The 25,387-nt window shown below is 72.1% G+C and carries 23 protein-coding genes and 1 riboswitch; of the genes, 18 read left to right on the top strand and 5 right to left on the bottom strand.

Annotation, left to right across the window (positions count from 1 at the left end; genetic code table 11):
* Positions 1 to 168: 168 nt before the first annotated feature.
* The 4 genes from ACOJVX_RS15835 to ACOJVX_RS15820 all read left to right on the top strand — a co-directional run bounded on the left by ACOJVX_RS15835 (position 169) and on the right by ACOJVX_RS15820 (position 4,307).
* Positions 169 to 633, top strand: coding sequence for a helix-turn-helix domain-containing protein (locus ACOJVX_RS15835; protein ID WP_035292091.1), 465 nt, complete (start codon positions 169 to 171; stop codon positions 631 to 633).
* A 474-nt stretch (positions 634 to 1,107) separates the two neighbouring features.
* Complete coding sequence (locus ACOJVX_RS15830) at positions 1,108 to 1,680, top strand: hypothetical protein (RefSeq protein ID WP_211237525.1); 573 nt, start codon at positions 1,108 to 1,110, stop codon at positions 1,678 to 1,680.
* Complete coding sequence (locus ACOJVX_RS15825; protein ID WP_026418746.1) at positions 1,681 to 2,949, top strand: MAB_1171c family putative transporter; 1,269 nt, start codon at positions 1,681 to 1,683, stop codon at positions 2,947 to 2,949.
* A 5-nt stretch (positions 2,950 to 2,954) separates the two neighbouring features.
* Entirely contained in the window at positions 2,955 to 4,307 is a 1,353-nt protein-coding gene (locus ACOJVX_RS15820) for a cytochrome P450 family protein (RefSeq protein WP_245588784.1), read from the top strand.
* 94 nt (positions 4,308 to 4,401) lie between these two features.
* Here ACOJVX_RS15820 and ACOJVX_RS15815 read toward each other — a convergent pair whose 3' ends face one another.
* Positions 4,402 to 5,016, bottom strand: a complete 615-nt coding sequence (locus tag ACOJVX_RS15815) for a superoxide dismutase (RefSeq protein ID WP_026418747.1) — start codon at positions 5,014 to 5,016, stop codon at positions 4,402 to 4,404.
* 351 nt (positions 5,017 to 5,367) lie between these two features.
* Between ACOJVX_RS15815 and ACOJVX_RS15810 the strand changes: the two genes are divergently transcribed.
* The 9 genes from ACOJVX_RS15810 to ACOJVX_RS15770 all read left to right on the top strand — a co-directional run bounded on the left by ACOJVX_RS15810 (position 5,368) and on the right by ACOJVX_RS15770 (position 14,328).
* Positions 5,368 to 5,577, top strand: a complete 210-nt coding sequence (locus tag ACOJVX_RS15810; RefSeq protein WP_026418748.1) for a hypothetical protein — start codon at positions 5,368 to 5,370, stop codon at positions 5,575 to 5,577.
* A 92-nt stretch (positions 5,578 to 5,669) separates the two neighbouring features.
* The gene (locus ACOJVX_RS15805; protein WP_245588795.1) at positions 5,670 to 6,368 is read left to right on the top strand and encodes a CDP-alcohol phosphatidyltransferase family protein; all 699 of its coding nucleotides are present in this window, start codon (positions 5,670 to 5,672) and stop codon (positions 6,366 to 6,368) included.
* A gap of 66 nt (positions 6,369 to 6,434) precedes the next feature.
* Positions 6,435 to 6,824 (top strand): glycine cleavage system protein GcvH, encoded by a 390-nt coding sequence (gcvH, locus tag ACOJVX_RS15800; RefSeq protein ID WP_026418750.1) that lies wholly within the window; start codon positions 6,435 to 6,437, stop codon positions 6,822 to 6,824.
* A gap of 147 nt (positions 6,825 to 6,971) precedes the next feature.
* Positions 6,972 to 7,433, top strand: a complete 462-nt coding sequence (garA, locus tag ACOJVX_RS15795; RefSeq protein ID WP_026418751.1) for a glycogen accumulation regulator GarA — start codon at positions 6,972 to 6,974, stop codon at positions 7,431 to 7,433.
* A complete protein-coding gene (locus ACOJVX_RS15790) occupies positions 7,430 to 8,137 on the top strand; it encodes a hypothetical protein (protein WP_026418752.1) in 708 nt (235 codons plus the stop codon). The genes garA and ACOJVX_RS15790 overlap by 4 nt, the downstream gene beginning before the upstream one ends.
* 150 nt (positions 8,138 to 8,287) lie before the next feature.
* Positions 8,288 to 8,764, top strand: coding sequence for a bifunctional nuclease family protein (locus ACOJVX_RS15785; protein WP_016698100.1), 477 nt, complete (start codon positions 8,288 to 8,290; stop codon positions 8,762 to 8,764).
* A gap of 326 nt (positions 8,765 to 9,090) precedes the next feature.
* Positions 9,091 to 9,654 carry a MerR family transcriptional regulator gene (locus ACOJVX_RS15780; RefSeq protein WP_026418753.1) on the top strand — a complete coding sequence of 188 codons (564 nt, stop codon included), beginning with the start codon at positions 9,091 to 9,093 and terminating at the stop codon, positions 9,652 to 9,654.
* Between the two features lie 188 nt (positions 9,655 to 9,842).
* Positions 9,843 to 9,939, top strand: a riboswitch (glycine riboswitch).
* 191 nt (positions 9,940 to 10,130) lie between these two features.
* Positions 10,131 to 13,052 carry an aminomethyl-transferring glycine dehydrogenase gene (gene gcvP, locus ACOJVX_RS15775; protein ID WP_026418754.1) on the top strand — a complete coding sequence of 974 codons (2,922 nt, stop codon included), beginning with the start codon at positions 10,131 to 10,133 and terminating at the stop codon, positions 13,050 to 13,052.
* Positions 13,053 to 13,077: 25 nt separating this feature from the next.
* Positions 13,078 to 14,328, top strand: a complete 1,251-nt coding sequence (locus tag ACOJVX_RS15770; protein WP_026418755.1) for an aminoacyl--tRNA ligase-related protein — start codon at positions 13,078 to 13,080, stop codon at positions 14,326 to 14,328.
* A gap of 73 nt (positions 14,329 to 14,401) precedes the next feature.
* On the opposite strand, the gene ACOJVX_RS15765 is transcribed toward ACOJVX_RS15770, so the two are convergent.
* The 3 genes from ACOJVX_RS15765 to ACOJVX_RS15755 form a co-directional block, all read right to left on the bottom strand.
* Positions 14,402 to 15,607 carry a substrate-binding domain-containing protein gene (locus ACOJVX_RS15765; protein ID WP_051313935.1) on the bottom strand — a complete coding sequence of 402 codons (1,206 nt, stop codon included), beginning with the start codon at positions 15,605 to 15,607 and terminating at the stop codon, positions 14,402 to 14,404.
* 317 nt (positions 15,608 to 15,924) lie between these two features.
* Entirely contained in the window at positions 15,925 to 16,971 is a 1,047-nt protein-coding gene (locus ACOJVX_RS15760) for a hemolysin family protein (protein ID WP_026418756.1), read from the bottom strand.
* Positions 16,968 to 18,335 carry a hemolysin family protein gene (locus tag ACOJVX_RS15755; RefSeq protein ID WP_026418757.1) on the bottom strand — a complete coding sequence of 456 codons (1,368 nt, stop codon included), beginning with the start codon at positions 18,333 to 18,335 and terminating at the stop codon, positions 16,968 to 16,970. The genes ACOJVX_RS15760 and ACOJVX_RS15755 overlap by 4 nt, the downstream gene beginning before the upstream one ends.
* Before the next feature lie 353 nt (positions 18,336 to 18,688).
* Here ACOJVX_RS15755 and ACOJVX_RS15750 point away from each other — a divergent pair, with 353 nt between their 5' ends.
* Entirely contained in the window at positions 18,689 to 20,161 is a 1,473-nt protein-coding gene (locus ACOJVX_RS15750) for a peptide MFS transporter (protein WP_422646881.1), read from the top strand.
* Positions 20,162 to 20,204: 43 nt separating this feature from the next.
* Here ACOJVX_RS15750 and ACOJVX_RS15745 read toward each other — a convergent pair whose 3' ends face one another.
* Complete coding sequence (locus ACOJVX_RS15745; RefSeq protein ID WP_026418759.1) at positions 20,205 to 20,801, bottom strand: TetR/AcrR family transcriptional regulator; 597 nt, start codon at positions 20,799 to 20,801, stop codon at positions 20,205 to 20,207.
* Positions 20,802 to 20,956: 155 nt separating this feature from the next.
* Here ACOJVX_RS15745 and ACOJVX_RS15740 point away from each other — a divergent pair, with 155 nt between their 5' ends.
* Genes ACOJVX_RS15740 through egtD form a run of 4 tightly spaced genes read left to right on the top strand, consistent with a single transcriptional unit; the run spans position 20,957 to position 25,335 of the window.
* On the top strand, positions 20,957 to 22,222 hold the full coding sequence (locus ACOJVX_RS15740) for a glutamate-cysteine ligase family protein (protein ID WP_030105998.1): 1,266 nt from the start codon (positions 20,957 to 20,959) through the stop codon (positions 22,220 to 22,222).
* A gap of 16 nt (positions 22,223 to 22,238) precedes the next feature.
* A complete protein-coding gene (egtB, locus tag ACOJVX_RS15735) occupies positions 22,239 to 23,597 on the top strand; it encodes an ergothioneine biosynthesis protein EgtB (protein WP_051713044.1) in 1,359 nt (452 codons plus the stop codon).
* 2 nt (positions 23,598 to 23,599) lie between these two features.
* On the top strand, positions 23,600 to 24,367 hold the full coding sequence (gene egtC, locus ACOJVX_RS15730; protein WP_026418762.1) for an ergothioneine biosynthesis protein EgtC: 768 nt from the start codon (positions 23,600 to 23,602) through the stop codon (positions 24,365 to 24,367).
* Positions 24,364 to 25,335, top strand: coding sequence for an L-histidine N(alpha)-methyltransferase (gene egtD, locus ACOJVX_RS15725; protein ID WP_026418763.1), 972 nt, complete (start codon positions 24,364 to 24,366; stop codon positions 25,333 to 25,335). Before egtC ends, egtD begins: the two co-directional genes overlap by 4 nt.
* The last annotated feature ends 52 nt before the right edge of the window (positions 25,336 to 25,387 follow it).

Raw genomic sequence — 25,387 nt, 5'->3', positions numbered from 1 at the left:
CTCGGCATTTCCACTCCACTGAAAGTGGATCGGAGGATGCTTTCAGGACAGTTGAGTCGTTCCTTGCCGCGAGTCTAAGGTGAGAGCGGAGTCCGTTTCAACCCACGTGAAGAGATTGCTCCGTTGGGGTCGTTGTGAGTCTAAGTCGGGGGGACTGAGAGGGTGGCGATGGCCGAGGCGGAGAAGCCCGAGACGCGCACACTGGCCGGCAAGCTGAACCACCTCTTCGCCCGCGTGCACCCGCCGGGACAGGGGGAGTACAGCAACGAGCACGTCGCCGCCGCGATCCGCGAACGTGGGGTGAACATCTCCCAGAGCTACATCTGGGCGCTCCGGAAGGGACGGTCGGACAACCCCACCAAGCGGCACCTGGAGGCGCTCGCCGAGTTCTTCGGAGTCCACGTCGGCTACTTCTTCGACGACGCGCTCGCGCACCGTGTCGACGCCCAACTCGACCTCGTCAACGCCCTGCGCGACGCCAACGTCCGGGACGTCGCCCTCCGCACCATGCAGCTCGACGACGACGCACGACGCTCGGTGGCCCGGATCGTGGAGGAGATCAGCCAGATGCGGGCCGCTGGGCGGACGCCCCCACCCGCCACGGCGTCCGACGCCGACGACCCACGTCGCTGAGCCCGGGACCGGGGCAGGGGCGCGGTCCCACTCCCCGCTCCCTCCTGCCAGCCGTCCCACTTCCCGGCGTCCACCGGGGCGGGCAGGTCGGGACTCGTCCGCGCGCCGCGCCGCGCTTCGCTGCTCCAGGCGGAGATCCGTCGTTCGGCCGAACGGTGGTGCCCCGGGTTGGGGGGATGTCGGGCTCGCTCCGGACGGCATAATGATCGGCGGGTCCCCCGCCAGCCCGCCACGTCGGTCACCCCGCGCGGTGCGCACCGCGGGTGACCCGCCGCTGGTGGTCCTACACCCGGGGTGCCCCGCCGTCCGCCGGGCCAGCGGCCACCCGTGGTGTGGCGGCCAGGGGAACCACGGGTCCGGCCCGGACACGGTCACGAGCCGTGCCGCCCGCCCTCGAGGAGCACCGGGAGGGAAGGGAACGTGGTCGGTGACCAGCGGACGCGGACGACGCGGCAACCCCTGGCGTGCCTACGGATGGCACGCCCGCACGCGCCGCCGTTGACGAGGGAGGTGGCCACCTCGGTGCACTACCACGACCTGCGCCGGCGCTGTGAGGAACGGGTGCGTCAGCTCGACCGGAGCGCGGGGATCCCCCGCCCGTTCGACCTCACCGTGTTCCTCGACCGGCTCGCCCACCACCGAGGGCGCCCCATCACGCTGCACCCCAGCGACCACGTCGCGGGCCGGGCGTGCGGGATGTGGCTCGATCTCGGCGACATGGACGTGATCGCCCACGCCCGGACGACCCCCCTCCACGTGTGGCACATCGTGCTGCACGAGGTGGGGCACATGATCTCCGACCACGCCGGGGCGCACCTGCTGGACCGCGACTTCCTCCGCGCGCTGGCCCCGGACCTCGATCCGGACGTGGTCGTGAGGACCTTGGGGCGTTCCTCCTACTCCGCGGTGGAGGAACAGGAGGCCGAGATGATCGCCTCGCTCATCCTGGGGCGGGCGGGCGCACCACCCAGGCGCTCCCACCGATCGGACACCTCGCCGGACATCGCCCAGGCCGCGGACCGAGCCGAAGACATCTTTGGGGTGTGAATGGTCACCGCACTGTTCCTGACCGTCTCGCTGCTCGTCTCCCTCGCCGCGGCCTTCCGGGCGGTGCGCAACCTGAGACGGGGCCCTGGCGGGAACCCGGGCAGGTGGGCGCTCGTCGGCGTGCTGGGTTCACTGGGGTTCGCCTTCCTCGTCCTCGCCCCCGCGACGCAGGCCGTGCTCGCCGGCATCTACCCCAACATCGGCCGGTTGCTGTCCAACCTCGGGACCCTCGCCGCCGCCTTCTCCGCGGTGATGCTGCTGCTGTACCTCGCTCACCCGCCCGAGGAGGCACGCCGACGGGCCCCCCGCCGGTTCCTGGTGTTCGCGGTCGCCGAACTCGCGCTCCTCGTCCTGTTCCTCGCCGCCGACATCCCCGAGTCCCGGGGGCTGTTCGGCGAGTACTACTCGACCCACCCGACACTCGCCGGCTACGTCCTCGTCTACTCCGCCTACCTGGGCGCCGTCCTGGTCGACCTCGCCTGGCTGGGGTTGAGGTACTCGAACGCCACGGGCGGAAGCCTGCGCATCGGACTCCGGGTCCTCGCCGTCGGCTGCGTCCTGGGACTCTCGTACGTCGCGGAGAAGCTGTACAGCACGACGCGCGCCGCGTTGGAGGGGCCCGAAACCGGGTCGGAGTCCTACTGCGTCACGCCGTTCGACAACTTCGGCTGCGCGATGTCGGTCGGGATGCCGGCGGCGTCCGTGCTGGTCATGACCGTCGGGCTGCTGCTGCCCGCCGTCGCCCCGATCATCAACCGGCTCGTCAGGGCTCCGGGGGAGTGGCGCGCCTACCGTGAGCTGCGCCCGCTGTGGGCGGCGCTGTACGAGGCCGTGCCGGAGATCGCGCTGACCTCCCCCGACGCCGTCAAGGGCGACTACGGCCGGCGCGACGTGGGCATGCGCCTCTACCGCCGCGTCATCGAGATCCGGGACGGTGTGCTCGCGCTCCGGCCCTATCGGGACCCCTCCGTCGCCGAACAGGTGGGCGGCGCGGGCCGCGCGGCCGGTCTCACGGGAGAGGACCTCGCCGCCACCGTCGAGGCGGCGGTGATCAGCGCGGCCATCGCCGGCGCACGGTCCGGCCGGCCGGTCGACCCCGGTGGTGGCGACTCGGCCTCCCCCGACCCCGGGCCGGAGACCGCCCTACCGCCTGACCTGGCCAGCGAGACCGCCTTCCTGCGTCGGGTCTCGGTCGCCTTCGTCTCCTCGGCGCTGGTGCGGCCCCACCGGGGCGAGCGCGCCTCCGACGACGTGCCCTCGGGGGCCTGATCGGCATGGCGGCAGCAAGGGAGCACCACCCGGAAGTCCCGAAGCCCGGCCAGGGGGCGGACGGCCCGGCCGAGCGCCCGATCGGGGCGGGTTGTCCCTCGGCGGCGGCACGGCGGGCACCAGACCAGCCGCCCACCGGGGACGAGGACGGGCCCGACCTCTTCCAGGACGAGTGGTTCCGCGACCCCCACCCCACCTACGCCCGCCTGCGGGCCGAGTGCCCGGTGCGCCAGGTCAGGTCCCCCGGGGGCCACGAGGCCTGGATCGTCCTCGGGTACGCCGAGGCCCGGGAGGCCCTGGCCGACGGCAGGATCAGCAAGGACGTGCGCGCCGCGGGCCACATCTTCGCGAGGAGCGGCCGGCGCAGGGACCTCGCCCCGGCCGTCAGCCAGACCATGCTGGCCACCGACCCACCGGACCACACACGGCTGCGGGGCCTGGCCAGGGCGGCCTTCACACCGGCGGCGGTCCACCGCCTGCGCCCGAGGATCCGGGCCATCGCCGAGGGACTGGCCGAGTCGATGGCGGCCGAGGCCGGCCCGGTGGACCTCGTCGAGCGTTTCGCGCTGCCCCTGCCGGTGACCGTCATCTGCGAACTGCTCGCCGTCCCCGAGGCCGACCGCGCGGCGCTCGGCGCGTGGTCCTCGCGGCTTTTCCTCGCCGGGCAGCCCGAGGTGATCGACGAGGCGTCCCACCAACTCGCGGACTACCTGTCCGAACTGGTCGAACGGCGTCGCCGCCAACCCGGCGACGACCTGCTCTCCGAGCTGATCGCCGCCCGGGACGCGGGCGACCGGCTCAGCGAGGGCGAACTCGTCTCGCTGGCGGCCCTGCTGCTGATCGCCGGCCACGAGACCACCACGAACCTGCTGGGTACCGCCGTGCTCTCCCTGCTCACCCATCCCGAGCAGCTCGCCTGGCTGCGCGCGGACCTCGCTCGGCTGCCGGCCGCGGTCGAGGAGCTCCTGCGGCACGACGGTCCGGTGAACGTCGCCACCTTCCGGTTCACCACCGAACCGGTGCGGCTCGCGGGGGTCGACCTGCCGGCCGACGCCGTCGTGATGGTCTCGCTCGGTGCCGCCGACCGGGACCCGTCCCGTTTCCCCGAGCCCGACCGGCTGGACCTCCGCCGACGGAGCGCGGGCCACCTGGCCTTCGGGCACGGCATCCACTACTGCCTCGGAGCGCCGCTGGCGCGGGCCGAGGCCGAGATCGGTCTGGGGGTGCTGCTGAGGCGGTTTCCCGGGCTCCGGCTGGCCGGGCCCCCCGAGGAGGTCGGGTGGCGCCGCAGCAGGCTCATGCGGGGCCCGGAGAGCCTGTTCGTGTTGACCCGGGCCGAGGCGGGCACGGCACCCTGACCGGCTCGGTACCACCGACCGCGTCCTCGGGCAACGCGCCCACGTGGCGGGGCGGACCGGCTCAGTGGCGGCCCGCCCCACCCCGCTGGTCGGATCAACCGATCTTGACGCCCCGGGCGGCGGTGAACCGCTGCGTCACGTCGGCCCAGTTGACGATGTTCCAGAACGCCTTGACGTAGTCCGCCTTGACGTTGCGGTACTGCAGGTAGAAGGCGTGCTCCCACATGTCGAGCATGAGCAGCGGGTACGAGCCGGCGGCCAGGTTGCCCTGGTGGTCGTAGAGCTGCTCGAGGATCAGCCGCTGCCCCAGCGAGTCCCAGGCCAGGATCGACCAGCCGGAGCCCTGGATGCCCAGCGCGTTCGCCGTGAAGTGCGCCCGGAACCCGTCGAAGGAACCGAAGAACTCGTCGATGGCCGCGCCCAGCTCGCCGTCCGGCTTGTCACCACCGTCGGGGGACAGGTTCGGCCAGAAGACGGAGTGGTTCACGTGACCGGCGAGGTTGAACGCGAGGTTCTTCTGGAGCAGGTTGGCCGAGCCCAGGTCGTTCTTGTCCCGGGCCTCCGCCATGCGCTCCAACGCGTCGTTGGCGCCCTTGACGTAGGTCGCGTGGTGCTTGTCGTGGTGCAGCTCCATGATCTCGCCGGAGATGTGCGGTTCCAGCGCCCCGAAGTCGTAGGGCAGATCGGGCAGCGTGTATGGCGTGGTCACAGGTCCCACCTCATGTCGGGCAACGGTCAACACGGAAACCCGGGCGTCGGCACCGACGGTGTCGCCACCCGGCTCTCGTAAAGCTACCGCCGGAAGATCGGGCGAGCAGGCGGAGGGGCTGGGCCACGCGACCGTTCGTCGGTCGGCCCGGACGACGAACGGTGCCATCGGGACGCGCGGCCGGTCAGCCCGGCACCACCGGTCCGCGCTGCTCGGCGAGCTGCTCCGGCCGGTCGGCTCGCCGCGAGGCAGAAGAACGTGAGAAGCGCTTGCCTCTGTCCGAGAATCTGGATCAGGGAGCTAACGCGGCACGCCGTGGTGCCGACAGTCCTGATGGAGGTGCGACCGCGCATGAGCGTTGACATGGCCGTGGGAACCGAGACGACGTCCGACACCCCGCCGACCACCCCCTTCACCGTCGTGTGGAGTAGGGGCCACGCGTACGTCCTCGAGGACGCCCCGGGCCGGGCCCGTTGGGTCGGCGTGGACGACAGGGGGCGTGCCCTGACCCTCACCAACGCGCAGCTCCAGCGGCGCGGTTGGAGCCGCACGAGCTCCTGACGGGAGCACTCGGCGCCCCAGTCAGGCCGGTGTGTAAGGCTTGACCTGGGGCGCGAGGGGGCAAGCGGCCCTGGGACCAGGACGTGAATGGGGTGGCGATGGGGCCCGAGGGCAGGCCGAACGAGCAGGGGGCACCGGACGGCTTCCTCAGCGCGCAGCTGGGAGACACCAGCTGGACGGCGATCAAACAGGACCGGATCCTCACGGTCCCGAACCTGTTGAGCTTCCTGCGGCTCGCCGGGGTGCCGGTCTTCCTCTGGCTGCTCCTCGTCCCGCGCGCGGACGTCGCCGCGCTCCTGATCCTGGTGCTCAGCGGTATCACCGACTGGCTCGACGGGAAGCTGGCCAGATGGCTGGACCAGTCGAGCCGGTTGGGCGCCATGCTCGACCCGGCGGTCGACCGGTTGTACATCGCGGCCACCCTGGTGGCCTTCGCGATCCGGGACATCGTGCCGCTCTGGCTGGTCCTGGTCCTCTTCGCCAGGGAGATCGTCCTCGGTCTCGCCCTGCTCGTCCTCCGACACCACGGGTTCGGGCCCTACGAGGTCCACTACCTCGGCAAGGCGGCGACGTTCTGCCTGCTCTACGCGTTCCCGCTCCTCCTGTTGGCGCAGGGGACCTCCACCGTCAGCCTCATCGCGCAGCCGGTGGCGTACGCGTTCACGGTCTGGGGCTGCGCGCTGTACCTGTGGTCCGGGCTGCTGTACCTCTGGCAGGGCGCGCGGGCCGTCCTCGGGAGCGGGGCCGCGGCGGGGACCCGCCCCGAGACCAGCGGGGTCAGCTCCGAGTAGGGGGGAGTTCCGCCGGCACCGGCTCCTTGGCAGGATGAGCCCAGCGAACCAGTGATCGGAGGAGAGATGTCGGCGGTTCCGGAAGAGTTGCGCTATACCCAGGAGCACGAGTGGGTGGCGATCCAGGAGTCCGGCACGGTGCGGATCGGCATCACGGACTACGCGCAGCGCCAGCTCGGGGACGTGGTGTTCACCCAGCTGCCGGAGCCGGGCCAGCGCTTCGCGACCGGCGATACGATCGGCGAGGTCGAGTCGACCAAGTCCGTCTCCGAGATCTACATGCCCCTTGCCGGCGAGGTCCTGACTCGGAACACTGGGTTGGAAGATCAACCGGAGTCCCTGAACGAGGACCCGTACGGGGACGGGTGGATGATCGAGGTGCGGCCGGACGACCCGAGCGAGCTCGAGGGTCTGCTGGACGCGGGTGAGTACGCCAAGCTGGCCGACAACGGCTGAGCGGGCGCGGGAACTGTACGAGAGGGATTGGCGCCGGCCCCCGGTCGCCAATGTTCATGACCACGGGAGTCGGGCCACGTGCGTTGGTGGCGGCAGGGTAGTTTGAGATCGGCTTTGGATCGCCTAACCAGCAGGAGGAGAGCTCAGGTGAGCACCAACGACGGGCCCGGCACTCCGCCGGAGCGGTCCCCGGAACAGACCTCGGTCTTCCGCGCGGACTTCCTCAACGAGGTGGAGCCTTCCGACTCCCCCGCGGCGGAGCCCGCGGTCTCGGGGGTCGACGCTCTTCCGACGGGTTCCGCGTTGCTGGTGGTCAAGAGGGGCCCGAACGCCGGGTCCCGCTTCCTGCTCGACAGGGAGACCACCAGTGCGGGGCGTCACCCGGACAGCGACATCTTCCTCGACGACGTGACGGTGTCCCGCCGTCACGCCGAGTTCCGCCGTGAGGGCGACGAGTTCGTCGTCGTCGACGTCGGCAGCCTGAACGGGACCTACGTCAACCGGGAGCCCGTGGACACCGCGGTGCTCGCCAACGGCGACGAGGTCCAGATCGGCAAGTTCCGGCTCGTCTTCCTGACCGGTCCGATCGGGGGCCAGGAGGAGCGGTGACCCCGGCCGGGCGGCCCGGACACGAGGCGATCAGCGTCGGGGCGGTGCTCACCGAGCTCCGTCCCGACTTCCCCGACCTGTCGCTGGCCAGGGTTCTCTTCCTGGTGTCGGAGGGCTTGGTATCGCCCTCCGAGTCCCGGTCCGGGTCACCCGTCTTCACGTCGGACGACATCGCGCGCCTCCGCCTGGTGCTCGCCGCTCAGCGGGACCAGGGGTTGCCCCTGAGCTGGATCCGCGATCGACTCGAGGCCGACCCGCGCTGGAGCGGTCGGAGCGAGGAGCGCCCGGACCCGTGCCCGGGCGATGCGGCGGAGGACGCTGGTCGCGCGGCCCGGCTGACCCGGGAGGAGATGCTCGCCGCCGCCGGCATCGACGAGGTCATGCTGGTCGAGCTCGAACACTACGGACTGGTCCGGTCGGGAGCTGTCGGCTTCTTCGACCGGGACGCCGTGCGGATCGCGCGCCTGGTGCGGCACGCCGCCGACTACGGTCTGGAGCCGAGGCACCTCCGAGCCCTGCGGACGTCCGCCGACCGGCAGGTAGCGTTGATGGCGCAGGCCGTCGCCCCACCGCAGAGGCCGTCCGACCGCGATCCCCACGCCGGCCTCCGGGCGGAGGAGAGGCTGCGGGAGCTGTCCGCCCTCTCGGCGACCCTCTACGAGCTGCTCCTGCGGTCGAGCGTCCGGAGTACCGGTGGTTGGTGAGCGGACGGCGGCCATAAGGATGGTTGCCGAGTTGACACGAAGAATCACGAGCGTAGTGAGCCCGAGGCGGGTAGCGTCGAAGCTGTCAGTGCGCCATCCTCGATTGTGTGATGTCCGCTCGACGTGGTTCGCGGGAGGAGGGGAGGCCCGATGAGCAGCGAGATGCGTGTGGTCGGCGTACGGGTGGAACTACCCGCCAACACACCGATCCTCCTGCTGCGCGAGGTCGAGGGTGAGCGCTACCTGCCGATCTGGATCGGCTCGGTGGAGGCCACCGCGATCGCCCTCGAACAGCAGGGTGTTCGGCCTCCACGTCCCCTGACGCACGACCTCCTCAAGGACGTGATCGGCGCGCTGGGCCGGGAGCTCGAGCAGGTGCGGATCACCGACATGCGCGAGGGCACCTTCTACGCGGAGCTCGTCTTCGACGGCGATGTCCGGGTGTCGGCCCGTCCGAGCGACTCGGTCGCACTGGCCCTCCGGGTCGGGGTTCCCATCCACGCCGACGAGGAGGTCCTCTCCGAGGCCGGCCTGATGATCCCGGACGAGCAGGAGGACGAGGTCGAGAAGTTCCGCGAGTTCCTCGACTCCGTCTCGCCGGAGGACTTCCGGGGCGCCGACACCTAGCCCTCGCGCCCGCGTCACCCGCCACGGACGGCGAGCGCCGCGACGGCGGGGTCGATTCCGCTGAAGGATGCTTGTTCAGTCAATCGGGTGATCATGGTGCCCCTCGAGTTGCGGCCCCCGAGCACCCCCACCAAGGTCGAACGTAAATTCAGCGTGTGGAGTTCTCCGCGCGTCGCGTTGACCTGTTCGCACGCCAGTCCTACCGTCATCCAGGACGAGGCGCACCCGTGGTGCCACCTCAGGTGCATACTCAGATGTCCGGTGGTCCGGATCGACCACCAGGGCGACGTTCGTCGGTCTCGGGACCGCACGAGGAGGAGGCAGGCGTGGTCGAGGATTCGCCCATCCAGACAACTCCGGGTGAGCAGGGCGCCTTGTTCCCGGACTCGCTGCTGCCGGACGAACTGGTCGGCTACCGGGGCGCCGCCGCCTGCCAGATCGCGGGCATCACCTACCGCCAGCTCGACTACTGGGCGCGGACCGGTCTGGTGGGGCCCTCCATCCGCAGCGCCCACGGTTCCGGCAGCCAGCGGTTGTACTCCTTCAAGGACCTCCTGGTCCTCAAGGTCGTCAAGCGGCTGCTCGACACCGGGGTGTCCCTGCAGAACATCCGGGTGGCGGTGGAACACCTCCGAAAACGAGGTGTCCGGGACCTCGCGAGGATCACGTTGTTCAGCGATGGCACCACCGTGTACGAGTGCACGTCGCCCGAGGAGGTCGTCGACCTCCTGCAGGGTGGGCAGGGCGTGTTCGGCATCGCCGTGAGCGGAGCGATGCGGGAGATCAGCGGAACGATCCACGAGTTCCCCGCCGAACGCGCCGACGGTATGGAGATCCAGGAGGACCACGTCGACGAGCTCTCCCGACGGCGAGCCCAGCGCACTGGTTGAGCCGCGCGTCGCGGCAGGGCGCCCGGCGGGCCGGATGACGGCTCGGTATCCCCGGAGCGGCCCGAGGTGACCACGCCGGGTGACCCCGGCGCCGCGTCGGAGGGGCGGCCGAGGTCCAGTGCGCGGGACGATCCGCACGGGCAGGGGCGGGCGCGCCACGGCCGGGTAGGCTGACGCGTGTAGTCGTAGGACTCCACGCGGGAGAGTCCGCACCGCATGCCGGTGCGGCGCCGAAGGAGCAACTTTCCCCGGAACCTCTCAGGCAGCCAGGACCGCGTGGACGAGACACCTCTGGAAAGAGGGTGGGTGAGCGGGCGGGTTCCGACCCGGCGTTGACCAGCCCCGCCGACGGTGCAAGTCCGGTGCTGGTGGACCGGGCGAAGCTCTCAGGCACCCGCGCGCCGGGTAGCGACAGAGGGGGAGCCCTCGCCATCCTGCCCGGAGGCGGGAAGCCCGACGACTACCGAGGTCCGGTCATGACGACGTCAGAGCACGCCCTCCGCCCCACACCAGCCCTCTCCGAGTTGGAGCGAGCCACGCCGTTCGCCGACCGCCACATCGGCCCGGACGACGCGGGACTGGCCCGGATGCTGTCGGTCGTCGGGGTCGGCTCGCTCGAGGAGCTCGCCGACCGCGCGGTGCCGGCGGACATCCGCGACGACAGCCCGGCCGTGGGGCTCGAACGGCCGCTGTCCGAGCACGAGGTCCTCGCGGAGCTGCGCGGCCTGGCGGCCAGGAACCGGCCGATGGTCCAGATGATCGGTCTCGGATACCACTCCACGATCACCCCGCCGGTGATCCGGCGGAACGTGCTGGAGAACCCGGCCTGGTACACCGCCTACACCCCCTACCAGCCCGAGATCTCGCAGGGGCGGCTGGAGGCCCTGCTCAACTTCCAGACCGTGGTGGCCGACCTCACCGCCCTGCCCGTCGCCAACGCCTCGATGCTCGACGAGTCCACCTCCGCCGCCGAGGCCATGACCCTGCTGCGCCGGGCCGGCCGGTCCCGGTCCGACCGGTTCCTGGTGGACGCGGACACCCTCCCCCAGACCGTGGAGGTGCTGCGGACCCGGGCCGAACCCCTCGGGATCGAGCTGGAACTCGTGGAGCTGGGCGGCGACGCGGCCCTGCCCGAGGGGGACTTCTTCGGTCTCCTGCTCGCCTACCCCGGCGCCTCCGGCCAGGTCGTCGACCTCGAGGCCGTCGTCGAGGCCGCCCACGAGCGCGGCGCCCTGGTCGCGGCCGCCACCGACCTGCTGGCGTTGACCCTGCTCCGCCCGCCGGGTGAGTTCGGGGTGGACGCGGTGGTGGGCTCGACCCAGCGTTTCGGGGTGCCCCTCGGTTTCGGCGGGCCGCACGCGGCGTTCCTCTCCGTCCGGGAAGGGCTCCAACGGCAGCTGCCCGGGAGGCTGGTGGGGGTCAGCGTCGACGCGGACGGCGCCACGGCGTACCGCTTGGCCCTCCAGACCAGGGAACAGCACATCCGCCGCGAGAAGGCCACCAGCAACATCTGCACCGCCCAGGTGCTGCTGGCCGTGGTGGCCGCGATGTACGCCGTCCACCACGGAGCGGAGGGCCTGCGCACCATCGCGCTGCGCACGCACCGGATGGCCGTGGTGCTGGCCGAGGGGCTGCGGCGGGCCGGGCTCCGCGTGGTCCACGACCACTTCTTCGACACCGTCGTCGTGGAGGTGCCGGGTCGCGCGGAGCGGGTGGTGGCCGCCGCACGCGACCTCGGCGTCAACCTTCGGCTCGTCGACGCCGACCACGTCGGCGTGTCCTGCGGGGAGGACACCACCCGCGGCCACCTCGACCTCGTCTGGCGAGCGTTCGGGTCGGACGCCTCCGTGCCGTCCGACCCGCGGCCCGACGTCGACGACCTGGACCGGCGGACACCGGACGCGGTCCCGGACGGGCTGCGCCGTACCAGCGGCTACCTCACCCACCCGGTCTTCGAGGCGCACCGGTCGGAGACCGCGCTGCTGCGCTACCTGCGCCGACTCGCGGACTCGGACCTGGCCCTCGACCGCACGATGATCCCGCTCGGTTCCTGCACCATGAAGCTGAACGCGACCGCCGAGATGGAACCCATCACGTGGCCCGAGTTCGCCGGGCTGCACCCCTTCGCCCCCGCATCCGACGCCGCCGGGCTGCTGTCCGTGGTCGAGGACCTGGAACGGTGGCTGGCCGAGATCACCGGGTACGACGCGGTGAGCCTCCAGCCCAACGCCGGGAGCCAAGGCGAGTTCGCCGGACTGCTGGCGATCCGCGCCTACCACCGCGACCGGGGCGAGCCGCACCGCGACGTCTGCCTGATCCCCGCGAGCGCCCACGGGACCAACGCCGCGAGCGCGGTGATGGCGGGCATGCGCGTCGTGGTGGTCCGCTGCGACGAGTCCGGGAACGTCGACCTCCCGGACCTGCGCCGGCTCGTCGGGGAACACCGCCACGACCTGGCCGCCATCATGATCACCTACCCCTCGACCCACGGCGTCTACGAGGACACCGTCCGCGAGGTGTGCGCCGAGGTGCACGACGCCGGCGGACAGGTCTACGTCGACGGGGCCAACCTGAACGCGTTGATCGGCCTGGCCCGCCCGGGCCGGTTCGGTGCCGATGTCTCCCACCTGAACCTGCACAAGACGTTCTGCATCCCGCACGGCGGAGGTGGACCGGGAGTGGGGCCGGTCGGCGTCCGGGCGCACCTGGCGCCCTTCCTGCCCAACCACCCCCTCCAACCGGCGGCCGGACCGGCGACCGGGGTCGGGCCGATCAGCGCGGCGCCCTGGGGGAGCGCCTCCATCCTGCCGATCTCCTGGGCCTACGTGCGGATGATGGGCGCCGAGGGGTTGCGACGGGCCACCCTCACCGCCGTCGCCGCCGCGAACTACGTCGCTGCTCGGCTGTCGCCCCACTACCCGGTGCTCTACACGGGCGCGGGTGGCCACGTGGCCCACGAGTGCATCCTCGACCTGCGTGAGCTGACCAGGACGACCGGGGTGACGGTCGACGACGTCGCCAAGCGCCTCGCCGACTACGGCCTGCACGCCCCCACGATGTCCTTCCCGGTCGCCGGGACCCTCATGGTCGAGCCGACCGAGAGCGAGGACCTGGCGGAGCTCGACCGCTTCTGCGACGCGATGATCGCCATCAGGGGGGAGATCGACCGGGTCGGTTCCGGGGAGTGGCCGGCCGAGGACAACCCGTTGCGCAACGCGCCCCACACCGCGGCCTCCCTGGCCGGGGACTGGCGGCACCCCTACGAGCGGGAGCTCGCCGCGTTCCCCACCGGCCGCCACCGGGACAAGGTGTGGCCCCCGGTGCGGCGGATCGACGGTGCCCGTGGCGACCGCAACCTCGTCTGCTCCTGCCCGCCGCTGTCCGCCTACCAGGACTGAGCGGACCGGTCGTCGGGACAAACGGGTGTACGACCCCGGTGAACTGTTGGATCCGGCCGCTGGCGCGTCGTGGCGGCTGGCGCGCCGCGGCTGGTTGGTGGACCGAGCGGCGCTGCGCGCCCTGGTCGTGAAGCGGGACGAGGCGGTCCGGCGGGCGGCGGTGTCGGCGGACCGCCGGACCCGGGTGTCGGCCCGGGTCCGCGCCGCCGCTCGGGCCGGGGCCGACCTCGCCGCCCTCCGCTCCGAGGCGCGCGGGCTGAAGGAAGGGGAACGGGCGGCGCGAAGTGCGGCGCTGGCGGCGTCGGAGCGCCTCGCCGCGTTCCTGCTCGACGTGCCCGCGACTCCTGACGACCGGGTGCCCGACGGCGCCACCGAGGAGTGCGCGGTCGAGCTCCGCCGCTGGAGCGCGCCCGGTGCGGGTCTTCGGGCAGAGACGACCACGGCCGAGCGGCCCGGCGGCCGAACACCAGCCGATCCGGGCCGCACGAGCGTGACCAGGGCTCGCCTCGAACGGGTGGTCGGCGGGTTCCTGCTCGACCTGCACGGCACTCGCCACGGCTACGACGAGGTGTCCCTGCCGCTCCTCGTGGAGCCCGAGATGAGCCACCGGGGGCCCCGGGGACCCGCCGCGCCGGCCTCGCTGGTGGGCCTGACCTCCGCACAGGGGACGCGGTACGTCGCACCGGGCGGGGACATCGGGATGACGCTGGTCCACGCCGGGCGGAGCCTGCCGGTCGAGCGGCTGCCCCTCGCCCACGTCGCGCTGAGCCCCCAGCTGGGGGTGGACGACCTCCGCTCCCCCGGGGGCGGAGGAGCGAGCCAGCCCGGCGTGGGGCAGACCACGACCGTCGACCTGCTCCGCGTCTGCCTACCGGAGCGCCTCGACGTGGAGTTCCGCCGGCTGGTCGCCCATGCCGAGGAGTGCCTCCGACACCTGGAGCTGTCCCACCGGGTCCTGCTGGTGCCCGCCGGTGATCTCGGTTTCGCCGCGCGGCGGGCGGTCCGCATCCAGGTCTGGTCGCCGCGCCGTCGCCGCTACCACGACCTGACCACCATCTCCGACTGCGGCACCTTCCTGGCCCGGCGGACGAACACCAGGGTCAGGCCGCGCGAGGGCGGCCGCCAGTACGCCGGCATCGTGCACGGGGCGGCACTCCCCGTGGGGCCGACCGTGACGGCCCTCCTCGAGCAGCACGGGCGGACCGACGGTCTCGTGCGGGTGCCGGCCGCGCTCGTGGGCGGGCTGGTGGGGCGTCGGCTGCTCGCGGTCGTCTGACGGGGTCGAACGGCCAGGTCTGGACGCCCGGCGGGCGTCTCCGGTGGGGAGTGCCCGGCCCACGGCCGAGGGGTCAGGTACCCAGCAGTTCCCGCCACCGCGCTGTCACCGCGCCCGTCACCGCGCGCTCGGCGGGTTCGAGCGTGTCCATGGGCGTGGTCCAGGACAACCCGGGGGAGGGGTCCGGGTAGGCGGTCACCGAGGCCACCCGGAACCCGGCCTGGGCGAGGAAGCGTTGTGACGTTCGTTCGGTGAGGAAGTCCCCGAACCGTTGGGCCGCGCGCAGGGTCGCGGTGTCGCCGCTGGCGTCCTTCACCGACACCAACGGGAACTGCACGGACGGGGTGGGAGCCAGCGGCAGGCCCACGATGGCCTCGGGCGGCGCGTCCGCCCCGTCCTTGCCCACGTTGCGCCGGTAGAGGTCGACCTCGGCGACCGGGACCGCGGCGAGCGAGCCGGTGAGGGGCGTGTCCGCGCCGTCCATCATCTGGAGGGCCTCCCGGCCCGTGCTGGGCACGTCGGCGGGTTGCCCTCCGGCCACCGCCGCCAGGTGCTGCTGGGCGCTCGCCCCGTCGAGGACGTCCTCGGTGACCGGGCCGGACTCGGACCCGCTGCTCGTCGCCAGCACGGCCTGGAGCGCGAGCTGGCTGGCGCGGTTCATCGCCGGGTCGGGCACGGCCAGGGAGAAGGTGCCCCACTCCGCGCGCTGCACACCGCCCCAACCGGTGGCGAGGGCCATCCCCGCGACGGTCTCCCAGGTCGCCTCGCCCTCCTGGAGGGCGGCCGCGCCGGCGGCCGGCACGGCGAGCAGGACCGGGCTGCTCGCGACGATCTGCGGCTGCGATCCGAGGACGGCGTTGTTCTCGCTGGCCAGGCGGTCCGTCCAGACCGTGGAGTCGGGGATCCAGGCGGCGGGCCGAGGCCCCGCCAGCTCCTCGTCCCACTCCTCGCCGGTGAGCCCGTCGACGACGGCGGCGGATGACGCGGTGTGCACCTCGGCCCGCACGCAGTGGTTCTGCACGCGCGGCGAGGAGGCGTTCCACTGCTCGGCCGCTGCGGTGACCGGTTCGGTCATGCTCGCCGTGACGGTGACGGGCAGGACCAGCTCACCCGCCGAACAGTTCTCCGCCTCGGCGTCGGCACGCCGGTCGACCATGTCGCTGAGCGCGCCGTAGCCGATGACGCCCAGGACGGAGACCACCACGAGACCGAGGACGAACAACGGCCAACCGGCGATCTTCCGTCGGAAGCCGAGTCCAGTTCCGCGATGTCGCGCCATTAAGTGTCCTCTCTAGCCACCTGTTCGTGTCAGATGGCTTCAAAAGGTAACGAAAATTGCGTGGCTGATTCCACGAAGCCGCATTGGTTCCCGAAGACCTTAGCCCATGAGAGGCAAGGGACGTGTTAATCCGGTTGCGCAACGTTAACCCCGGCGGGCGGCAGTCGGGTAATGGTTACCCGGCGGGCGCCGCGCCCGCCGCGTCGGCTCACTCCCGGGGGGCAGCGGTGAGCCTCGCGCGTGGCACCGGGGGTCATGACGACCCGGACAGGCGGGAGGGGGGTGGCGAGAGCCACCCCCCTCCCGGTCGCGCACTGTCAGTGAGCACCCACGTGCATCGCGTCGCGCACGGTGCCGACGTACTCCTCCAACAGATCCTCCAGTGCCACCACACCCAACAGGCGACCGTCCTTGTCGACCGCCCTCGCCAGGTGGCTCTGCGCCCGGCGGAGCGTGGTCAGGGCGTCGTCGAGACGGTCCTCGGCGGACACGACCGGCAGGCCCCGGACGCGGCTGGCCGCGACCGGGGTCGACGGGTCGGCGCCGGCCTGGTCCAACACGTCCTTCACGTGCAGGTAACCGGCGAGACCCCCCTCGTCGTCGAGGATGGGGAAGCGGGAGAAGCCCGTGGTGGACACCACCCGCTCCACGTCCCCCACGGTCGGGTTCCGGGGAAGCGTCGTCAGCTCACCGGTCGGTACGAGCACCTCCGCCACCGTGCGCTCGGCGGACGACAGGGTCTTGGCCAGCCGACGGTGCTCCGAGTCGTCCAGGAGGCCCTCCTTGCGCGACTCGGTGATCAGCAGCGCCAACTCGTCCGAGGTGTAGGCCGAGCCCAGCTCGTCCTTCGGTTCGACCTTCGCCAGCCGCAGCACCCCGTTCGCCGCGACGTTGAACAGGGAGATCAGCGGCTTGGTCAGCCGGACGAAGAGGACGTGCGGCGGCACCAGCCACAGCGCCAGGCGCTCCGGCGTGGCGATGGCCAGGTTCTTCGGGACCATCTCACCTATCAGCAGGTGCGCCAGGCCCACCAGGGACAACGCGATGATGAACGCGATGGTGTGGAGCAGGAACGCCGGGATCGCGAGTGGGCCCAGCGCCCGTTCGATCATCACCGCGACCGCCGGCTCGCCGAGCCGGCCCAGCGCCAGTGAACAGATGGTGATGCCCAGCTGAGCACCGGCCAGCATCAGCGACGCGTTCTTCCCCGCGTCCAGCACCACCCGCGCTCGGGTGGTGCCCTGTTCGAGCATGGCCTCCAGGCGGTCCCGGCGGGAGGACAGCAGGGAGAACTCGGCGCCGACGAAGAAGGCGTTCAGCGCCAGCAACACGACGATCAGCGTGATCGCGACCCAACCGCTCACCGTGCGACCTCCTCACGGGCCGAAACGGCCCCCTCCAGCGCCGGGGTTCGCGCCGCCTCCGTCCGCACCACCCGCACCTCGGCGATGCGGTGGCGGTCCATCCGGGTGACCGTCAGCTGCCAGCCCTCGACGGCGATGTCGTCGTCCACGGAGGGGATCCGGCCGAGCCTGTCGAGGACGAACCCGGCCAGGGTCTCGTAGTCGCCCTCGGGCAACACCAGGCCGGTGGCCTCGGCGAGCTCGTCGTCCCGGAGCAGGCCCGAGATCAGCCAGCTCTCCTCGCCCAGCGGGCGAACGGCCGGGACCTCGCGCCGGTCGTGCTCGTCCCGCACGTCACCGACGATCTCCTCGATGACGTCCTCCACGGTCACCAGGCCGGCGCTGCCGCCGTACTCGTCGACGACCATCGCCAGCTGGAGCCCCGAACCACGCAGCCGGTTCAGGAGGGTGTCACCGTCCAGCGAGTCCGGAACGGTGGGAACCGGCCTGGCCAGGGACGACACCCGGATCCTGCCTCGCTCGGCCGCCGGGATCCCGAAGGCCTGCTTGACGTGCACCACGCCGCGCACGTCGTCGAGGTCGACACCGTGCACGGGGAAGCGGGAGTACCCGGTCCGCCGGCCCAGCTCGACGAGCTCGTCCACCGTGGCGTCCGGCCCGAGGGAGGCGATGCGGACGCGGGGGGTCATCAGGTCACCGGCGGTGCGCTCGCCGAACCGCAGTGACCTGCCCAGCAACGCCGCCGTACCGGCGTCGAGGGTGCCCTGGGCGGCGCTGGCCCGCACGATGGAGCTGATCTCCTCCGGGGAACGCGCCGAGCGCAGCTCCTCGATGGGTTCGACCCCCAGCTTGCGGACAAGCCAGTTCGCCGCGTTGTTGCTGCCGTCGATCACCCAACGGAAGATCCGGGTGAACGCCGAGTAGACGCCGACGACCGCGCGGGCGGTGGCCAGCGGACGGGAGATGGCCAGGTTCTTCGGGACCATTTCCCCGAAGATCATGGACAGGGAGGTGGCCAGGAAGAGCGCGATGGCCAGTGACAGGCCGCCCACGAGGCCTTCTGGCATCCCGAGCGCGCTCAGGCCGGGGCTGATCAGCTGGGCGATGGCCGGCTCGGCCATGTACCCGGTGACCAGGGTCGTGATGGTGATGCCCAGCTGGGCACCGGAGAGCTGGAAGGACAGCGTGCGGTGGGCCTGCTGCACGTTGCGCGCCCGGCGGTCGCCGACCTGCCGCACGTGCGTGTCGACCGTGCTCCGCTCCAGCGTGGTCAGGGAGAACTCGGCGGCGACGCAGACGAAGGTGCCCGCGGTGATCACGACAACGCCGAGGAGAAGGAGAACGCTGATCAGTACGTCGTTCATCGGACACCCCGGAAGGGGGCGGCCGGGCTGGGACAGCCGGGTTGGTGACCCGGCTTGCTACTGCTACCGGGTGAGTCGGCTTCCGGCACGGAAGTCATCACTCCTCAGTATTCGAGTTGGTGTTAAACGCAGCCAGTGTAAGGGTGAACGGGCGGAAACTGGACGCCCTGCCCGCCGGATCGTGGCGCATTTCCCCTCCTCAGGAGGTTGCGGGCCGCACGTTCCGTGATTTCGCCCACTGTCCGTCACCGCCCGTGTCGCCCTCGTTCCGAGTTGTGCCCGACCGCGCGTCACCGCACGGTGGGGAGGCCGGAGCGGCGTCCGTCCGGGTGGACCGGCGGGGGAGGTGCGCGGTGACCGGGAGCGACGGAGGGAAGTCGGACGGCGGCTTCCTCGGGCAACCACGGGGCCTGGCCACCCTCTTCTTCACCGAGATGTGGGAGCGCTTCTCCTTCTACGGCATGCGGGCGATCCTCGCCTACTACCTCTACTACTCGGCCGTCGACGGCGGCCTGGGCATGCCGCGGTCGTCGGCGTTGGCGCTGGTCGCCGCCTACGGGTCCGCGGTCTACATGGCCAGCGTCGCCGGTGCCTGGGTGGCCGACCGGCTGCTCGGCACGCAACGAGCGGTGCTCTACGGCGGGGTGCTCATCATGTGCGGGCACATCACGCTCGCGATCGTTCCCGGGATGGCGGGGGTGGCGGGTGGGCTCGGCCTGATCATCGTCGGGACCGGACTGCTGAAGTCCAACGTCACCGCCATCGTCGGCACGCTCTACCAGGTGGGTGACCAGCGCAAGGACGCCGGTTTCTCGCTGTTCTACATGGGCATCAACCTGGGGAGCTTCGTCGCGCCGCTGCTCACCGGGCTGGCGGCGAGCAGGGCGGACTTCCACCTCGGTTTCGGGCTTGCCGCGATCGGCATGGCCCTGGGCCTCGTCCAGTACGTGCTCGGCCGGAAGCACCTCGGGCAGGCCAGCCAGGAGCCCACCAACCCGCTCGAACCCGCGGAGCGGCGGTGGCTGCTGCCCCGGCTCGGCCTCGCGGCGCTGGCCGCGGCGGGGGTGCTCGCGGTGCTCGCCCTCGGCGGCTGGCTGACCTCCGGCCGCGTCGTCAACCTGTTGAGCCTGCTGTCGGTGCTGCTGCCCGTCGGCTACTTCTGGGTCATGCTGCGCAGCCGGCGCCTGGACCGGGTCGAGCGCGACCGGGTCCTCGCCTTCGTGCCCCTGTTCGTGGCCAGCGTCATGTTCTGGACGCTCTTCGAGCAGCAGTCCACCGTGATCGCGGCCTTCGCTGACAGCAGGGTCGACCGCGACCTCCTCGGTTTCGAGATCCCGCCCAGCTGGTTCCAGTCCGTCAACCCCGTCGCCATCCTCCTGCTGGCGCCGCTGTTCGCCCTGCTGTGGACCAGGCTGGGCGCACGGCAGCCCGGGACGCCCACCAAGTTCTCCGGCGGTCTCGTCCTGGTCGGGGTGTCGTTCCTGGTCATGATGCTGGCCAGCGCGACCCTGCCCGAGGAGGGCGCCAACCCGCTCTGGCTGGCCGGGGCCCTGGTCGTCATGACCTGCGGGGAGTTGCTGCTCTCCCCGGTGGGGCTGTCCGTCAGCACCTCGCTGGCACCCCGGGCCTTCGCCGCGCAGATGGTGGGGCTCTTCATGCTGTCGGTGGCCGCCGGTTCGGGTGTCGGTGCCCAGCTGGTCCGGCTGTACTCCCCGGAGTCCGAGTTGCTCTACTTCGGCGTGCTCGGGCTGGTGGCGGTGCTGCTCGGCGTGTCCCTGGTCCTGGCCGCCCCGCTGATCCGGCGCCGGATGCACGGCGTGCGCTGAACCCGGGCACGTCGTCGGGGGCCGACCACCACCGACCCGGTCGTCACGCCCTGGCGCTGTGCCGCCGCACCGACTCCTCGACCAGGTCGAGCACCGGCTCGAGGTCGTCGGCGGGCAGACCCATCGCCAGGTGCGAGACCAGCCCCTCCAGGACCAGCTCCAGGTAGCTGGTGAGCACGTCGATGTCGACGTCGTCGCGCAGCTTGCCCGCCGCGCGCTGCCGGGCCAGCCGCTCGCGGGTGGCGACGGTCAACTCCTTCGACCGCTCGGCCCACCGCGCCCGGAAGTCCGGGTCGGTGCGGAGGCGGCGGGAGACCTCCAGCCGCGTACCCAGCAGGTAGGAGGGGTGCGCGTCGCCCTCGACGTCCGGCGGGGCCGCGATCAGGTTGCGCATCACCTGCACCAGGCCCTGCTCCGCCACCACCTCGGCCATCCGGTGCGCGTCGTCCTCGGCGAGGGCGAGGAACAACGACTCCTTGTCCTTGAAGTGGTGGAAGATCGCGCCTCGGGACAGCCCGGTCGCCTCCTCCAACCTGCGGACCGTGGCCCCCTCGTATCCGTGACGGGCGAAGCACGCCCGCGACCCGTACAGGATCTGGCGGCGGCGCGCGTCGAGGTGGTCCTGGCTGACCCGTGGCATGGGGAGATCGTCGCAGTCGACGACATCGAGGTCCAACCAGCCGGTACCTCCGCCGGCGCGTCCTCGGTCACACCGCCCCGGCTCGCTGACGGGGATGCGCGCTCCGCGGATGAGGTGTAGTTTCGGTAGTCGTCCGACTACCTGGGGTGATGTCGATGGCGTCCACGCGGAACCCGCGGGATGTGGTCAGCAGCGCACGTCCGGCCGGAAACGTCGAGTCCGCCAGGATTCGCAGCCGCGTGGAGGCCGAGGCCTATGTCGCCTCCGTCTGCTTCAAGCACGGCCCACCGCGGCTGGCGGGAGTCGAGCTCGAATGGACGGTCCACCACCACGACGATCCCACCCGGCCCGTACGCGCGGAGCACCTCGCGCTGGCCCTGGGTCCGCACGCCCCACCCTCACTGGTACCGGACAGCCCCCACGTCCCCCTCGCCGCTCGGTCGGTCGTCACCGTCGAGCCCGGCGGGCAGGTGGAGATCTCCACGGCGCCGAGGACGGCCGCCTCCGACCTGATCGCGGCCACCTCCGCCGACATCGACCAGCTCCGCCGCCTGCTGGCGGCGGTCGGCCTCGAACTCGGGAGCCAGGGGACCGACCCGCACCGTCCGGTGCGGCGCCTCCTGCGCACCCCGCGCTACGCGGCCATGGAGACGAACTTCAACCGCCGGGGACCGGCGGGGCTCACCATGATGTGCAGCACGGCCGGCCTCCAGGTGTGCCTGGACGCCGGGGAGGGCGGGCAGGTGGCCGCCAGGTGGGCGGCGGTCCACGCGCTGGGTCCCGTCTTCCTCGCCGCGTTCGCCAACTCGCCGACCCTGAGCGGGATCCGCAGCGGGTGGGCCTCCACCAGGATGCTGACCCTGTACAACACCGACCCACCCCGCACCCGCCCCGGCGGCCCGTCCGCCGACCCGGGCGCAGCCTGGGCGCGGAGGGCCTTGGAGACCCCGGTGTTGTGCGTCCGGGAGCGGGAGGAGCCGTGGCCGACGCCGATCGGCGTCACCTTCGGCGACTGGATCGACGGCGCGCTCCACCGGAGGCCCACGTTCGAGGACCTCGACTACCACCTGACGATGCTCTTCACCCCGGTCCGACCGCGCGGCTACCTGGAGATCCGCTACCTCGACATCCAGCCGGACGAGGACTGGGTGGTCCCGGCCGCCCTGGTCCTCGCCCTGTTCGCGCGGGATCGCACCGTCGACCGGCTGCTGGAACTCACCGAACCCGCTCGCGGCCGCTGGTTGACCGCGGCCTGCCAGGGCCTGCACGACCCGGTGCTGGCCAGGACCGCCACGTCCGTCCTCACCCTGGCCCTCCAGGGCCTGCGTGACCTCGGTCTGCCGCCACCGGTCCTCGACCACGTCGTGCGGCGCACCGACCAGCTCGTCCACACCCGGGTACCCCGGGTGCTCGGCGCCTGACCGGAGGTGACGACCCATGTCCTTCTCCCCACCCGGCACCAGCGTGGGACCTGACCGCCGAGACGAGGACGCCCTGCGCGACCGGGTCGCGCGGGAGCTCGACCGGGCACGCCGGCGCACCCGGTACCTGACCGAGGCCGTCGACGACGGTGACCTCCGCCGGCAGCACTCGCCCCTGATGTCCCCCCTGGTGTGGGACCTCGCCCACGTGGGCAGCCAGGAGGAGCTGTGGCTGGTCCGCGACGTCGGGGGTCGCGTCCCCCTCCGACCCGACATCGACGACCTCTACGACGCGTTCCGCCACGCGAGGGCGGACCGACCGGCCCTGCCGCTCCTCTCCCCGGTGGAGGCCAGGGGGTACGTGGCTTCGGTGCGGGCCAAGGTGTTGGACGTCCTGGCCGGCGTTCCGCTGCGGGGGCGTCGCCTGGTCGCCGACGGCTTCGCGTTCGGCATGATCGTGCAGCACGAGCAGCAGCACGACGAGACGATGCTGGCCACCCACCAACTCCGGAGCGGCGAGCCGGTGCTGACCGCACCGCCGGTGCCCGGTCCCTCCGTGCCGCCTGGTCCGGACGAGGTGCTGGTCCCGGCGGGGACGTTCACGATGGGCACGTCGGTGGAGCCGTGGGCGCTGGACAACGAACGGCCGGGGCACCCGGTGCGCGTGCCCGCCTTCCACCTGGACACGAAGGCCGTCACCAACGCCCGTTTCGTCGAGTTCATCGAGGACGGCGGCTACGAGCGGCCCGAGTTGTGGAGCGAGGAGGGGTGGGCGGCGTGCCTCGCGTCCGCACTGCGCGCGCCCCTGTTCTGGCGGCGGGACGGCGACGGGCGGTGGTGGCGGCGGGTGTTCGGCCGTTGGGAACCGGTGTCCCCCGAGGAGCCGGTGGTGCACGTGTCGTTCCACGAGGCCGAGGCGTTCGCGACCTGGTGCGGCAGGAGGTTGCCCACCGAGGCCGAATGGGAGAGGGCCGCGCGGTTCGACCCGAGGAGCGGGGAGACCCGCCGCTACCCCTGGGGCGACGAGGCACCCACCGACCGGCACGCCAACCTCGGCCAACGGCACCTGCGCCCGGCCCCCGCCGGGGCGTTCCCGGCCGGGACGTCGCCACTGGGCGTCCACCAACTGCTCGGCGACGTGTGGGAGTGGACCAGCACCCCGTTCCGGGGTTACCCGGGGTTCGCGGCCTTCCCGTACCGCGAGTACTCCGAGGTGTTCTTCGGCGAGGAGTACCGCGTGCTGCGGGGCGGCAGCTTCGGCACCGACCACGCCGTCGCCAGGGCCACCTTCCGCAACTGGGACTACCCGGGGCGGCGGCAGATCTTCGCCGGGTTCCGCTGCGCGCGGGACGCCAGCCCCGAGGAGGTGGACTGACCGTGTGCCGACACCTGGCCTACCTGGGGCCGGCCATCCCGCTGCACGACGTGGTGGTCGCGGCGAAGCACTCCCTGTACCGGCAGTCGTGGGCGCCCCGCGACATGCGCGGTGGCGGCACCGTCAACGCCGACGGTTTCGGTGTCGGCTGGTACCCGAGCGTGCCGGGGCCGCCCGTCCGGTACCGGCGCGCCGGGGCGATCTGGGCCGACCCCGGGTTCGCCGAGCTGGCCGGCGGGCTGTCCGCCGGGGCGGTGCTCGCGGCGATCCGCTCGGCGACCACCGGGATGGCACCGGGAGAGGCGGCGTGCGCCCCCTTCCGCATCGACCGGTGGCTGTTCAGCCTGAACGGCCGCATCGCCGGCTGGCCGGACTCGGTCAACGCCCTCGCCGCCACCCTTCCCCCGGCCACGCTGGCCGCCCTGCCCGCCGCCACCGACACGGCCCTGCTGTGCGCGTTGCTGGCGCGACGGCTCCACGCGGGCGAACGACCACCGGAGGCCGTCGCCGACCTCGTGACCACCGTCCTCGACCTCGCCCCCGAATCCCGGCTCAACCTGCTCCTCATCGACGGCACCAGCGTCGTCGCCACCACCTGGACCCATTCGTTGTGGGTCAGGCACGACCTCGGCCACCAGCTGACGATCGCCTCCGAACCGACCTGTGAGGAGCCCACCTGGCAGCAGGTCCCGGACGGCTCGCTCATCCAGGGCAACCTGCACCACCTGCGGGTCGAACCGTTGGCACCGGCAGGGGCGGTGATCTCGTGAGGAGCCCCGTCTTCGACGTCCGCCTCGACGAGCGGGCGGCAGCCGAGGCGTTGCGCGCCGACGTGCGGGTGGGGCTCACCGACGTCCCCCGGTGGATCTCACCGACGTGGTTGTACGACAGCCGGGGCAGCGAGCTGTTCGACGAGATCACCCAGTTGCCGGAGTACTACCCGACCAGGGCCGAGCGCGCGGTCCTGCGGCGGGCGGCACCCGAGATCGCGGTGTCGGCCAGGGCGAACACCCTCGTGGAGCTGGGATCGGGTTCCGCGGACAAGACCCGCCTCCTGTTGGACGCGATGACCGCCCTCGGCGACCTGCGCAGGTACGTGCCCGTCGACATCTCGATGTCGGCACTCCGCCAGTCCAGCACCGAGATCGCCGCCGACTACCCGGAGCTGGACGTGCACGGGGTGCTCGGCGACTTCACCCGCGAACTCGGCCCGCTGCCGGCCGAGGGGTCCCGCCTCGTGGCGTTCCTCGGGGGGACGGTGGGCAACCTCGACCCGGACCAGCGCCGGCTCTTCTACCGCACGGTGCGGTCCCACCTGCGGACCGGCGAGTGGCTGCTGGTCGGCGCGGACCTGGTGAAGGACCCGGCGACGCTGCTGCGGGCCTACGACGACCCGGCGGGAGTCACGGCCGAGTTCGACCGCAACGTGCTCCGCGTCCTCAACCGGGAACTCGACGGCGACTTCGACGTCGACGCCTTCGAGCACGTGGCCCGGTGGGACCCCCAGGAGGAGTGGATCGAGATGCGGCTGCGCGCCCGACGTCCGCTCCGCGTCCGGTTGGGCGCCCTGGACCTGACCCTCGACCTGGCCGGGGGAGAGGAGATCCGGACGGAGATCTCGGCGAAGTTCCGACCGGAGCGGGTGCGGTCCGAGCTGGCGGACGTCGGGTTCGCGGTGAACGCCGAGTGGACGGATCCGGAGCACGGTTTCACGGTGTTCCTGGCCGCCGCGACCTGAGCGGCGCTGGGCGCGGTTCCGGTCGCACGTCGTCGACGCCGTGCCGGCGACA

The organism is Actinoalloteichus caeruleus, assembly GCF_049311605.1.
In the GTDB taxonomy this organism is placed as follows: Bacteria; Actinomycetota; Actinomycetes; order Mycobacteriales; family Pseudonocardiaceae; genus Actinoalloteichus_B; species Actinoalloteichus_B caeruleus.
Note: the sequence above shows the minus strand (reverse complement) of the source record. Positions and strands in the feature narration are given on the sequence as shown.

Bases quoted from the DNA above. Each gene is read 5' to 3' on its own strand.
- egtB (WP_051713044.1), top strand. From the start codon at position 22,239: ATGTCCTTCTCCCCACCCGGCACCAGCGTGGGACCTGACCGCCGAGAC.
- ACOJVX_RS15785 (WP_016698100.1), top strand. From the start codon at position 8,288: ATGAGCAGCGAGATGCGTGTGGTCGGCGTACGGGTGGAACTACCCGCC.
- ACOJVX_RS15835 (WP_035292091.1), top strand. From the start codon at position 169: ATGGCCGAGGCGGAGAAGCCCGAGACGCGCACACTGGCCGGCAAGCTG.
- ACOJVX_RS15820 (WP_245588784.1), top strand. From the start codon at position 2,955: ATGGCGGCAGCAAGGGAGCACCACCCGGAAGTCCCGAAGCCCGGCCAG.
- ACOJVX_RS15740 (WP_030105998.1), top strand. From the start codon at position 20,957: ATGGCGTCCACGCGGAACCCGCGGGATGTGGTCAGCAGCGCACGTCCG.
- ACOJVX_RS15810 (WP_026418748.1), top strand. From the start codon at position 5,368: ATGAGCGTTGACATGGCCGTGGGAACCGAGACGACGTCCGACACCCCG.
- gcvH (WP_026418750.1), top strand. From the start codon at position 6,435: ATGTCGGCGGTTCCGGAAGAGTTGCGCTATACCCAGGAGCACGAGTGG.
- gcvP (WP_026418754.1), top strand. From the start codon at position 10,131: ATGACGACGTCAGAGCACGCCCTCCGCCCCACACCAGCCCTCTCCGAG.
- ACOJVX_RS15745 (WP_026418759.1), bottom strand. From the start codon at position 20,801: ATGCCACGGGTCAGCCAGGACCACCTCGACGCGCGCCGCCGCCAGATC.
- ACOJVX_RS15765 (WP_051313935.1), bottom strand. From the start codon at position 15,607: ATGGCGCGACATCGCGGAACTGGACTCGGCTTCCGACGGAAGATCGCC.
- ACOJVX_RS15755 (WP_026418757.1), bottom strand. From the start codon at position 18,335: ATGAACGACGTACTGATCAGCGTTCTCCTTCTCCTCGGCGTTGTCGTG.
- ACOJVX_RS15830 (WP_211237525.1), top strand. From the start codon at position 1,108: ATGGCACGCCCGCACGCGCCGCCGTTGACGAGGGAGGTGGCCACCTCG.
- ACOJVX_RS15825 (WP_026418746.1), top strand. From the start codon at position 1,681: ATGGTCACCGCACTGTTCCTGACCGTCTCGCTGCTCGTCTCCCTCGCC.